The organism is Sphingobium sp. DC-2 (assembly GCF_000722555.1).
GTDB lineage: Bacteria > Pseudomonadota > Alphaproteobacteria > Sphingomonadales > Sphingomonadaceae > Sphingobium > Sphingobium quisquiliarum.
In genome coordinates, this window is record NZ_JNAC01000089.1 from 1 (window position 1) to 12020 (window position 12020).

Sequence of the window (12020 nt, forward strand, 5' to 3'; positions counted from 1 at the left end):
CAATCTCCGCCAAGCATGCTCAAGCTTCACGATTTTTGCAACAGAGCCGTGGCGGAAGATCCTCACGATCTGCCGGCCGATATCCTCCGGGCTCATGCCGCCCTGGCGGTACCAGCTGCTGACATTGTTGAGCAATGTCAGCAGCAGCAGACGGTAGACGCCGCGGTCGAGCGCCGGGTCGAGCGGCAACCCCGGGATCAGCTCACGGAATATCGCTTCGAAGGCATCGCGCTTCGCCACCAGCCGCTCGCGTATTTCCGGCGGCGCGGAAGCGAAATCATTCATCAACGGCATGGTCAGAGAGTGCGGATCGAGCTGGATTTCCAGCATCGTGACGCAAGCCGCCTCGAGACGCTCCCACGGATCTGTCTTGCCCGCCATGGCCGTCGCTATCCGGTCCCCGGCCACCTGCAGCGCCATGTCGTGGATGCGAACGAACAAGGCTTCCTTGGACTTGATGTAGTGATAGAGCGAACCGCCCAGCAGGCCGACCTTCTCGCCGATATCGCGCACGGAGGTCGCCGCATAGCCCCTTTCGGCGAACAAGCCGGCGGCGGCCTCGAGGATTTCACAATGCCGCTCGCTCAACTCGCCGCCGACCATTGCGGCGGCAAGACTGTCACGCAGGGTAGAGACCCCACCTCCCGCGTCCTTCATTCTGGTTCTCGCTTCCCGTTTCACTTGTAGGCCGGCCGCGCGAAGCGCCGACCGACATCGTTTCACAAGCCTTACCTCACCGGCATCATGCCGGTAAAGATTCAGCTTGCCAATTGTAACAATCGTTTGATACAGGATTGACAGCGTCAAGAGGAGGAGACCGGGTGAGCGACAATCTGCGCGAATCGATGGATTTCGACATCGTCATCGTCGGTGCCGGACCCGCCGGGCTTGCCGCCGCGATCCGCCTCAAACAGCTCGCCGATGAAAAGGGCGCGGATCTCTCCGTGGTCGTCGTGGAGAAGGGCTCCGAGGTCGGCGCGCATATCCTCTCTGGCGCGGTCATCGATCCCTCCGGCCTCGACCGGCTTCTGCCCGAATGGCGAAAGGATCCGGAACGCCCGCTGAAGACCGAGGTTTCCGACGACCGTTTCTATTTTCTCGGGCCGGCCGGCCATATCCGCCTTCCGAATGCCTTCATGCCGCCGCTGATGAGCAATCATGGCAATTTCATCGGCTCGCTCGGCAATGTCGCCCGCTATCTGGCGGCGCATGCGGAAGCCCTTGGCGTGGAGATCTATCCGGGCTTCGCCGCGACCGAAGTGCTCTACGACGAAAACGGCGCGGTCGCCGGCATCGCCACCGGCGACATGGGCATCGATCGCGACGGCAAGGCCAAGGACGACCATACGCCGGGCATGGAATTGCGGGCGAAATACACCCTCTTCGCCGAGGGCGCGCGCGGCAGCCTGACCAAGCAGCTTCTGGCCCGCTTCGATCTGATGGAGGGCCGCTCGCCGCAGAAATTCGGCATCGGCATCAAGGAACTCTGGCAGATCGACCCGCAGAAGTTCCGCCCCGGCCTCGTCCAGCATTCCTTCGGCTGGCCGCTCGACCTGAAGACGGGCGGCGGCTCCTTCCTCTATCACTTCGAAGACAATCTCGTGACCGTCGGCTTCGTGCTGCATCTCGATTACAAGAACCCCACGCTCTCTCCCTTCGAGGAATTCCAGCGTTTCAAGACCCACCCCCTGATCCGCGAAACCTTCGAGGGCGGCAAACGCATCGCCTATGGCGCCCGCGCCCTGACCGAGGGCGGCTGGCAGTCGGTGCCCAGGCTCGCCTTTCCGGGCGGCGCGCTGGTCGGCTGCGCTGCCGGCTTCATGAACGTGCCGCGCATCAAGGGCAGCCACAACGCCATCCATTCCGGCATCCAGGCGGCGGAGGCGGCCTTCGCCGCGCTGAAATTCGGCCGTGCTGCCGATGCGCTGGACGACTACGAAAACGGCTGGCGCGCCTCCGTCATCGGCCGCGACCTGAAGCCGGTGCGCAACGTCAAGCCGCTCTGGTCCCGCTTCGGCACGGCCCTCGGCGTCGCGCTGGGCGGCATCGACATGTGGCTGCAGACGCTGACCGGCCTCTCGCCCTTCGGCACGCTCAGGCACAGGAAGGCCGATTTCGAAAGCCTGAAACCGATCTCGGAGGTCACCCCGATCCGTTATCCCAAGCCGGACGGCGTCCTGACCTTCGACCGGCTGTCCTCCGTGTTCCTGTCGAACACGAACCACGTCGAGGATCAGCCGGTTCATTTGCGGCTCGCCGATCCGTCGATCCCGATCGGCCGCAACCTGCCGCTCTATGGCGAGCCCGCCCGGCTCTACTGTCCGGCCGGCGTCTACGAGGTGGTCCACGACGACGCGGAAAACCACGCCGAACCGCGCTTCGTCATCAACGCGCAGAACTGCGTTCACTGCAAGACCTGCGACATCAAGGATCCCGCGCAGAACATTACCTGGGTCCCGCCCGAAGGCGGCGGCGGACCGAACTATCCGAACATGTGACGCCCCCGTCATGAAAAGGAAGATCTGAATGAGCACGGCCTATATCGTCGATTACCTCAGAAGCCCGTTCACACCCGCCTATCGCGGCGCCCTCGCCGGCACCCGGCCGGACGACCTCGTCGCCGGCGTCATCAAGGCGCTTGTCGACCGGTCCGGCGTCGATCCGGCGGAAATCGAGGATGTGAACCTCGGCTGCGCCTTCCCCGAGGGCGAGCAGGGCCTGAACATCGCCCGCTGCGCGGCGCTGATCGCCGGCCTGCCGCAATCGGTCGGCGGCTCCACCGTCAACCGCTGGTGCGGCTCTTCCATGCAGGCGATCCAGATGGCCGCCGGCGCGATTGCCATGGGCGCCGGCGACGTCTTCGTGGCGGGCGGGGTCGAGAACATGAGCCGCGTGCCGATGATGGGCTTCAACCCCATGCCCAATCCCGGCTGGAGCGACGTGCAGCGCCTCGCCTTCCTCAACATGGGCCTGACGGCGGAAAACCTCGCCGACCGCTATTCGCTCTCGCGCGAGGAGCAGGACGCCTATTCGCTGGAAAGCCAGAAGAAGGCGCTCGCCGCCCGCGCCGACGGCAGGCTTGCGGCCGAGATCGCGCCGGTCGGCGACGTGACCGCCGATGGCTGCCCGCGCGAGACCGACGCGGCGAAGCTCGCCGGCCTCAAGACCGCCTTCAAGGCCGGTGGCTCGGTCACCGCCGGCAATTCCTCGCCGTTGACCGACGGTGCCTCGGCGACGCTGATTTGCTCCGAGGCCTTCGTCAACAGGCACGGCCTCAAGCCGCTCGCCCGGATCGCCGGCTACGCGGTCGCGGGTTGCGCGCCCGAGATCATGGGCATCGGCCCGGTCGAGGCGACTCGCAAGGCGCTTTCTCGCGCCGGTATCAGGAACACGGATCTCGACGTCATCGAGATGAACGAGGCCTTCGCTTCGCAGGTTCTCGCCTGCTGCCGCGACCTCGACATCGATCCCAAAAGCCTCAACCGCGACGGCGGCGCGATCGCGCTCGGCCATCCGCTCGGCGCCACCGGCGCCCGCCTCGTCGGCAAGGCATCCACCCTGCTGAAACGTGATGGTGGCCGCTACGGCCTCGCCACCCAATGCATCGGCGGCGGTCAAGGCATCGCCATGGTCGTGGAGGCCGCGTGAGATGACGAAGATCACCAAGGCCGGCGTCATCGGCGCCGGTGTCATGGGTTCCGGCATCGCCGCCCATCTCGCCAATGCCGGCATCGAGGTCGTGCTGCTCGACATCGAAAAGAAATTCGCCGACGGCGGCGTCGCCCGCCAGCTGAAGGCGAACGGCTTCATGGACAAGAGCTTTGCCGGCCGCATCACCACCGGATCGACCGGCGACGATATGGGCCTGCTCGCCGACGCCGACTGGATCGTCGAGGCCGTCGCCGAACGGCTGGAGATCAAGCAGGCCCTCTACAAGGCGATCGACGCGGTGCGCAAACCCGGTTCGATCGTCTCCTCCAACACCTCGACCATCCCGCTCGCCGCGTTGACGGACGGCCTGCCGGAAAGCTTCGCCGCCGATTTCCTCATCACCCACTTCTTCAATCCGCCGCGCATCATGCGGCTTCTGGAACTTGTCTCCGGCCCGAAGACCCGGCCGGACGTGACCGCGAAAATCCATGACTTCGCCGATCGCGGCCTCGGCAAGACGGTCGTCGTCTGCAAGGACACGCCCGGCTTCATCGGCAACCGCATCGGCAATTACTGGATGGTCGTCGCCCAGAACGAGGCGATCGCCATGGGCCTCGACGTCGAGGAAGCCGATGCCATCATCGGCAAGCCTTTCGGCATTCCCTCGACCGGAATCTTCGGCCTGCTCGATCTCGTCGGCATCGACCTGATGCCGACCATCCTGCGCAGCCTGCAGAACGCCCTGCCGAAGACCGACGCGATCCACGACTATGACGCCGAGCCGGCGCTGATCGCGAAAATGATCGCGGAAAACCGTCTCGGCCGAAAGAGCGGCGCCGGTTTCGTCCGTCTTTCGGCCGACCGCAAGACCCGCGACATCACCGACCTTAAGACCGGCGACTACCGGCCGATGAAGAAGGTCGCCTCCGAAAGCCTGGATGCCGCGAAGGGCGATGCGCGCGCCTTGATGGAACATCCCGGCCCCGGCGGATGCTACGCCTCCGTCGTCATGGAAAAATCGCTGGCCTATGCCGCCGCCCTCGTTCCGGAAATCGCCGATCGCCCCGACGCGGTGGATGACGCCATGCGCACCGGCTATGGCTGGAAGCAGGGACCGTTCGAACTGATCGACCGCCTCGGCGCCTGCTGGCTGGTGGACCGGCTCGAGGCGCGCGGTCTCACTGTTCCCGCCTATCTGGCGCTCGCCGCCGCAAAGGGCGGATTCTACAGCGTCGTCGATGGCAGGCGGAGCTGCCTGTTGCCCGATGGCGCCGTTCGCCCGGTCATGCGCGGCGAGGGCGTCATCACCATCGCCGACGTGAAGCTTTCGAGCAAGCCGGTGGTCGACTATGGCTGCGCCGCGCTCTGGGATCTCGGCGACGGTGTCGCCTGCCTCGAGTTCCGCACCAAGATGAACACCTTCTCCGAAGCCCTGCTCGACGCGATCGATGCGGCGCTCGGTGAGGTCGGCAGGAGCTTCAAGGCACTGGTGATCGGTTCGGATTCGCCCGTCTACAGCGCCGGCGCGGATCTCCGGGTCTTCCTCGAAACCGTCGAGACCGGCGGTTCCGAAGCACTCGGCAAGTTCATCGACAAGGGGCACCGGACCTTCATGGCTGTCAAATACGCGCCCTTCCCGGTCGTCGGCGCTCCCTCCGGGCTCGCCTTCGGCGGCGGCTGCGAGATCCTGCTCCATTGCGACGCGATCCAGGCCCATGCCGAACTCTCGATCGGCCTCGTCGAAACCCGCATCGGCGTCGTGCCGGGCTGGGGCGGCTGCAAGGAAATGCTGGTCCGCCAATATGGGCTCGCCGGCGGCACCAAGGGACCGGTCGCGCCCGCGATCGCCACCTTCAACCTCATCGCCCCGGCTCAGGTCTCCGGCAGCGCCTTCGAGGCCCGCGGCCTCGGCTTCCTCAGGGCGACCGATGGTGTCACGATGAACCGTGACCGCCTTCTGGCCGACGCCAAAGAGAAAGCCCTGTCGCTGGTGGACGGCTACGTCGCGCCGGAACCGCCGCAATTACCGCTGTCCGGTCCGTCCGGCGCCTCGGCAATGCGCAACATCGTCGAGAGCGAAGCGCTCGCGGGCCGCGCCACCGCCCACGACAAGGTCGTCGGCGCGGCGCTGATCGATGTCTTGAGCGGCGGACCGAACGCCGACCCGTTGAAGCCGACGACCGAGGACGAGATCATCGCCCTCGAACGCCGGGCCTTCATTGCCCTCTTCGAGACGCCGGAAACCGTGGACCGGGTGAAGCACATGCTCACCACCGGCAAACCGCTGCGCAACTGATCGCCAAGGAAGAACAACGACATGGCATCCTACAATCCCCCGATCGACGACATCGCCTTCCTGCTGAACGACGTGCTGGATTTCGACGGCCAGATGCAGACGCTGCCGGGCTACGAGGAAGTGAGCGCCGAACTCGCCGTCTCTGTGCTCGAGGAAGGCGGCAAGTTTTGCGCCGGCGTGCTGGAACCCTTGAACCGCCCGGCCGACGAAGAAGGCTGCAAGCTCGAAAACGGCCTCGTCTCCACCCCGAAGGGCATCGCAGACGCCTACAAGGCCTTTGTCGAGGCCGGTTGGGCCGGGCTGTCCGGCGCGCCGGAATTCGGCGGCCAGGGCCTGCCGCGCGCAACCCAGATCCTGCTCGACGAGATGCTGTCTTCCGCCAATCTCTCCTTCGGCCTTTTCCCGGGCCTGACGCGCGGCGCCGTCGAGGCGATCGAGCATCACGCCAGCGACGAGTTGAAGGCGAAATACCTGCCGAAGATGATTTCCGGCGAATGGACCGGGGCCATGGCGCTGACGGAATCTTCCGCCGGCACCGATCTCGGTCTGCTCACGGCCCGCGCCGAGCCCGTCGGCGACGGCTCCTACAAGATCAAGGGCACCAAGATCTTCATCTCTTCCGGCGACCAGGATTTCGGCGGCAACATCATCCATCTGGTGCTCGCCCGCCTGCCCGACGCACCGAAGGGCGTTAAGGGCATTAGCCTGTTCCTCTCGCCGAAATTCCTCGTCGAAGACGACGGTTCCCTCGGCGCCCGCAACGGCATGTCGGTCGGCTCGCTCGAGCACAAGATGGGCATCCATGCCCAACCGACCTGCGTCATGAACTATGACGGCGCTATCGGCTGGCTCGTCGGCGAACCGGGCCGCGGCCTGAATGCGATGTTCACGATGATGAATGCGGAACGCCTGTTCGTCGGCATTCAGGGTCTCGGCATCGCCGAAGCCGCCAATCAGAAGGCCGCCAGCTACGCCCGCGAACGCCTGCAGGGTCGTTCGCTCGACGGCAGCCGCGGACCCGTCCCGATCATCGAGCATCCCGACGTACGCAAGATGCTGCTGACCGGCCGTTCCTTCATCGACGCCGCCCGGGCGCTGGCGATCTGGACCGCCATGCAGATGGATATCGCCGCCCGCCATCCCGATCCCGCCGAACGCCGGCGCGCCGACGGTTTCGTCGCCCTGCTAACGCCGGTGGTCAAGGCAGCCTTCACCGATTTCGGCTTCGAGACCGCGGTGATTTCGCAACAGGTCTTCGGCGGCCACGGCTATATCCGCGAATGGGGCATGGAGCAGTTCGTGCGCGATGCCCGCATCACCCAGATCTACGAGGGCACCAACGGCGTCCAGGCCATGGATCTCGTCGGCCGCAAGCTGCCGATGGAAGGCGGGGAACTCGCCGGACGTTTCTTCGATCTGGTCAAGCAGGATCTGCAGGCGGCGTCACTCGTTCCCGCCACAGAGCGGATCGTCGCCGCCACCGCCTCGGCGCTCGACCGCCTCGAACGCACGACCGAGTTGCTGCTCGCCGGCAGCGGCGATCCGGCCGTGGCCGGCTCGGCCGCAACCGACTATCTTCGCCTCTTCGCGCTCACCGCCTTCGGCTGGATGTGGGCGAAGATGGCCGCCAGCGCCGCGGCGGCCGATACGCCGCCGAAGGTCCGCAAATGCGCCGTCGCCGATTTCTTCGCCGATCGCATGCTGCCGCAGACCCTCGGCCTCGAAACCGCGATCGCCAACGGAGCGACCTCGATCATTGCCCTGAACCAAGACCTTTTCTGATCCGTATACTCCAAGGGAGGAAGTAGCATGCTCGGAATGATGATGAACTCGCCGCTGCTGGTGTCGACCATCCTGCGCCACGCGGCGACCTATCACGGCACGACCGAAATCGTGTCGAAGACGGTCGAAGGACCGATCCACCGCTATACCTACGCCGATCTGTCGAAGCGCAGCCAGAAGCTCGCCAACGCGCTGAAGCGGCTCGGCCTCGAATTCGGCGACCGCGTCGGCACACTCGCCTGGAACGGCTACCGCCATCTGGAACTCTACTACGGCGTCTCCGGTTCGGGCCTCGTCTGCCACACGATCAATCCGCGGCTCTTCCGCGAGCAGATCGGCTACATCATCGAGCATGCGGGCGACAGCGTGATCTTCGCCGATCTCACCTTCCTGCCGATCCTGGAGGCACTCGCCGACCGGCTCTCCGGCATGAAGGCGATCGTGATGATGACCGACGAGGCGCACATGCCGAAGTCGGAAGCCCTGCCGAACCTTGCCTGCTACGAGACCCTGATCGCCGGTGAGTCCGACGAATACGACTGGCCGGTATTCGACGAGAACACCGCCTCCGGCCTGTGCTACACCTCCGGCACGACCGGGGACCCGAAGGGCGTTCTCTACAGCCATCGCTCCAGCGTGCTCCACGCAATGTCGAGTTCGATGCCGGATGTGCTCGGCCTGTCGGCCAACGACGTGCTCTCGCCGATCGTGCCGATGTTCCATGTCAATGCCTGGGGCGTCCCCTTCTCCGGCCCGATGGCCGGCGCCAAGCTCGTCATGCCCGGTCCGAACCTCGACGGCGCCAGCCTGCATGCCCTGTTCGAAGCCGAAGGCGTCACCTGCACCGCCGGCGTTCCGACCGTCTGGCTCGGCCTGCTCGACTGGATGGACGCCCACGGCCAGCGCTTCACCAGCCTGAAGCGGGTGGCGATCGGCGGCTCGGCCTCACCGCCGATCATGATCAGCCGCTTCCACAACATGGGCGTCAAGGTCCGCCATGTCTGGGGTATGACCGAGACCAGCCCGATCGGCCTCGCCGCCTGCCTGATGCCGAAGCATCAGTCGCTCACGCCCGAACAGAGGCTGATGCTCGAGGCCAAGCAGGGCCGCCCGGTCTACGGCATGGAGTTCCGCGTCGACGGCGCCGACGGCAAGCCGATCACCCGAGACGGCAAGGCCTTCGGTGCGATGATGGTGCGCGGTCCGTGGGTCGCCGCCGGCTACTACAACACTTCGGAAAGTGCCGCACACGAAGTTCCCGGCTGGTTCAACACCGGCGACGTCGTCACCATGGACGAGGACGGCTTCGTCCAGATCGTCGACCGCACCAAGGACGTCGTCAAATCCGGCGGCGAATGGATCAGTTCGATCGAACTGGAGAACATCGCTCAGGCCCATCCGGCGGTGAAGGAGGCGGCGGTCGTCGCCAAGCCCGATGCGCGCTGGGGCGAGCGCCCGGTCCTCGTCGTCGTCCTGAAGCCCGGCGAGAGCTTCGGCCGCCACGAGATGGTCGAGCACTATACCGGCAGGATCTCCAAATGGAGCATCCCCGACGACGTGATCATCGTCGACGAACTGCCGCACACGGCGACCGGCAAGCTCCTGAAAACCGCGATCCGCGATATCGTGCTCAAGGAATATGCCAGCGTCACCCCCGACGACAGCATCATCGGCTAGGCGCGCCATGACGAACGATGTTCAGAGCCTTTACCTCGAGGACATTGCGGTCGGCCAGACCTTCGAAAGCGCTCCGCATGTCCTGACGGTCGAGGAAATCAAGGATTTCGCGGGCCGCTACGACCCGCAATTCTTCCATCTCGACGACGAGGCGGCGCGGGAGAGCCTGTTCGGCGGCCTCGCCGCCAGCGGCTGGCACACCGCCGCGACGACGATGCGCCTGCTGGTCGAAAGTGTGCCCTTCTTCGGCGGGCTGATCGGCGCCGGCGGCGAGATCTCCTGGCCACGCGCGACGCGACCGGGAGACGCCATCCGTCTGCGCAGCGAGGTCACAGCGGTCACGCCATCCCGCTCGCGCCCTGAGCGCGGCATGGTCAACATGCGTTGCGAGACGGTCAATCAGCACGACGAGGTGGTGCAGGTCTTCACGCCGAAGATCGTCGCATGGCGGCGAACCCTGCTTTGACGGACTCCACCAAAATCTGGAAGACAGCTCAGCGTCTCAGGTCAGTCTCTATACGCGGCTGCCCGCTTCGTGCATGATCTCGGTCTTTGCACAGACCTTGAAGCTGCAATCAACCACCCGCCTTACAGGTGCTAGAGCCCGTCCACTTTAATCCGGGTCATAGCCGCAGGCAGCGAAGTAATTTTCGCATTCTTGGGCGGTGAAGATGTTGACGATTTCGCCAACCGTGTTCCATAGACCTTCTATGGAGCGCTCGGCCTTTGCCCTGAGCATTGCCTTCAGCTTGGCAAAGGCGTTCTCGATTGATGGGATGGATGGCTCCTGCTCCCGGCGTCGCATTGCGCCATAGTCGGGAAGTCATCATCCCGTATAAGAGGAGCCATCCATGTCCGAGCTTGCCACAGTCGGTATCGATCTCGCAAAGAGCGTCTTTCAGATCCATGGTGTAGACGAGAGTGGACAAGTTCTCGTGCGCCGCCAGCTTCGCCGCGGCCAATTGCTCGCGTTTTTCCAGAAGCGTCCACGATGCCTGATCGGCATGGAGGCTTGCGCAGGTTCTCATGACTGGGGCCGCAGGCTTCAGGAGATGGGGCATGACGTTCGGCTGATGCCGCCGTCCTATGTGAAGCCTTACGTGAAGTAATGGTCAGGTGAAGATTACTTTACTAATCATCAGGTGACCATAATGCGAAGGAACGCACGCGGGCCGCCCAGTTGTCGGCCGTTCGCGCAAAATTCCTTCGCATTATTTCAGAGCGTGTCCAGCCAGGCGAGCAGGCTCGTATCGCGTTTCCACGATGAAGAGTGCGCCGTCGCCACCGGCACAGCGACCTGTTCCAACGCCTTTCGCTTTGTGTCCAGATTGGCCTTCGCGTAGTGATTGGTGGTGTCGAGGCTCACATGCCCAAGCCAACTGCGGATGACCGTGATGTCTACGCCCGCCGATACAAGGTGGACGGCGGTGGCGTGACGGAAGCTGTGCGGCGTTACGTGCTTCGTTTGCAGCGGCGGCATGGTCGCAGCCGCCGCCTTCACATAGGCGGCAAGCTTGAACCGGACGCCCGAGGCGCTGAGCGGCTCTCCGTAGCGGTTGACGAACAGCCGCTGGTCTTGTGCCCGTGGCTGCCGCTCAAGCAGCTTTTTCAACAACATCACGGTTTCCGGCCAAAGCGGGCAGAGACGCTCTTTTCGCCCCTTGCCCGTAAGCCGAACGCAACTCGGGCTATCGAACCGGATTGCCTCAGGGCACATATCGAGTGCTTCCTGTATTCGCGCCCCGCTGTTGTAGAGGAACGAGAGCAACGCATGGTCGCGCATGCCTTCGAGGGTTGACTGGTCTGGCTGGGCAAGAATCGCTGCCACTTCCAGCGGATCCAGATAGCAAGGCTCAGATACCGGCGCCCGCTTGATCGGGATGTTGAGGATTTCCACGCACTGCGCGATTAAGGCAGGATCCTTGGTCGCCACAAAGTTGAAGAAGCTGCGGATCGCAGCAAGCCGGCAGTTGCGGGTGCCGATCGTGCCGCCACGGTCGTGCTCGGCGTGCCTCAGGAACGCCGCGACTTGCGCGGCGGTCAGATCGGCGAGCGAGATTATAGCAACTTTCTTTTTCGCGCGGTCAGCGACAAACCGGAGGAACAGTCGCCAGGTGTCGCGGTAGGAGCGGACGGTGTTGACGGACGCATTGCGTTGCTCGACAAGCCATTCGTAAAAGAACGCGCGCATCAGTTCCGGGAACGGATTGGCTTTGCTCATGACCGCACCTCCCGTTCGAGATTGAGGCATGGCGCGCCCACGGCCCTGAACCGTTCGTTTGCGAGATGCAGCAGATCCTGCGTGACGGTGATGTAGACCAGAGTGGAGTTGATATCCCGATGGCCGAGGTAGGTCGCGAGGAACGGCAGCCGCTCCTGCGGGTTGATCCCCAGACGGTACCATTCAAGGATACGGTTCACGACCATCGAGTGCCGAAGATCATGAACGCGAGGCCCGAACTGCCCTTGCAGTGGTTTCAATCCGGCGCGACGTACGACGTCTGTGAGCAACCAGGTGATCATTTCGGGCGTGTAGCGGGATCTGCCCTGGACGTGCCAGAACAGAGGGGACTGTCAGGATTTCCGTGTGCGGCCGGGCGGTTGATCATCAGGC

General features: G+C 64.4%; 8 protein-coding genes and 3 pseudogenes. 7 read left to right on the forward strand and 4 right to left on the reverse strand.

Annotated features, from left to right (window positions below):
* On the reverse strand, positions 1-807 hold an 807-nt coding region (locus ET21_RS0117700; RefSeq protein ID WP_237751593.1), incomplete at its 3' end, for a TetR/AcrR family transcriptional regulator.
* A gap of 38 nt (positions 808-845) precedes the next feature.
* Between ET21_RS0117700 and ET21_RS0117705 the strand changes: the two genes are divergently transcribed.
* The 6 genes from ET21_RS0117705 to ET21_RS0117730 are packed head-to-tail and all read left to right on the forward strand — an operon-like array spanning position 846 to position 9872.
* Entirely contained in the window at positions 846-2498 is a 1653-nt protein-coding gene (locus ET21_RS0117705; protein WP_047100005.1) for an electron transfer flavoprotein-ubiquinone oxidoreductase, read from the forward strand.
* A 28-nt stretch (positions 2499-2526) separates the two neighbouring features.
* Complete coding sequence (locus ET21_RS0117710) at positions 2527-3648, forward strand: thiolase family protein (protein ID WP_025292310.1); 1122 nt, start codon at positions 2527-2529, stop codon at positions 3646-3648.
* A gap of 1 nt (position 3649) precedes the next feature.
* Positions 3650-5947 (forward strand): 3-hydroxyacyl-CoA dehydrogenase/enoyl-CoA hydratase family protein, encoded by a 2298-nt coding sequence (locus ET21_RS0117715; RefSeq protein ID WP_030540707.1) that lies wholly within the window; start codon positions 3650-3652, stop codon positions 5945-5947.
* Positions 5948-5968: 21 nt separating this feature from the next.
* Positions 5969-7729, forward strand: coding sequence for an acyl-CoA dehydrogenase C-terminal domain-containing protein (locus ET21_RS0117720; protein ID WP_025292312.1), 1761 nt, complete (start codon positions 5969-5971; stop codon positions 7727-7729).
* A gap of 27 nt (positions 7730-7756) precedes the next feature.
* Entirely contained in the window at positions 7757-9406 is a 1650-nt protein-coding gene (locus ET21_RS0117725) for a long-chain-fatty-acid--CoA ligase (protein ID WP_030540708.1), read from the forward strand.
* Positions 9407-9413: 7 nt separating this feature from the next.
* Complete coding sequence (locus ET21_RS0117730) at positions 9414-9872, forward strand: MaoC family dehydratase (RefSeq protein WP_025292314.1); 459 nt, start codon at positions 9414-9416, stop codon at positions 9870-9872.
* A gap of 147 nt (positions 9873-10019) precedes the next feature.
* Here ET21_RS0117730 and ET21_RS0117735 read toward each other — a convergent pair.
* Positions 10020-10175, reverse strand: a pseudogene (locus ET21_RS0117735) (IS630 family transposase); the annotation flags it as partial.
* An 82-nt stretch (positions 10176-10257) separates the two neighbouring features.
* On the opposite strand from ET21_RS0117735, the pseudogene ET21_RS0117740 reads away from it, so the two are divergent.
* Positions 10258-10512, forward strand: a pseudogene (locus ET21_RS0117740) (IS110 family transposase); the annotation flags it as partial.
* 110 nt (positions 10513-10622) lie between these two features.
* Here the strand turns inward: ET21_RS0117740 and ET21_RS0117745 are convergent.
* Both ET21_RS0117745 and ET21_RS28815 read right to left on the reverse strand, forming a co-directional pair.
* A complete protein-coding gene (locus ET21_RS0117745; protein WP_025292317.1) occupies positions 10623-11627 on the reverse strand; it encodes a tyrosine-type recombinase/integrase in 1005 nt (334 codons plus the stop codon).
* A pseudogene (locus ET21_RS28815) lies at positions 11624-12020 on the reverse strand (hypothetical protein); the annotation flags it as partial. The pseudogene ET21_RS28815 and the gene ET21_RS0117745, both read right to left, overlap by 4 nt.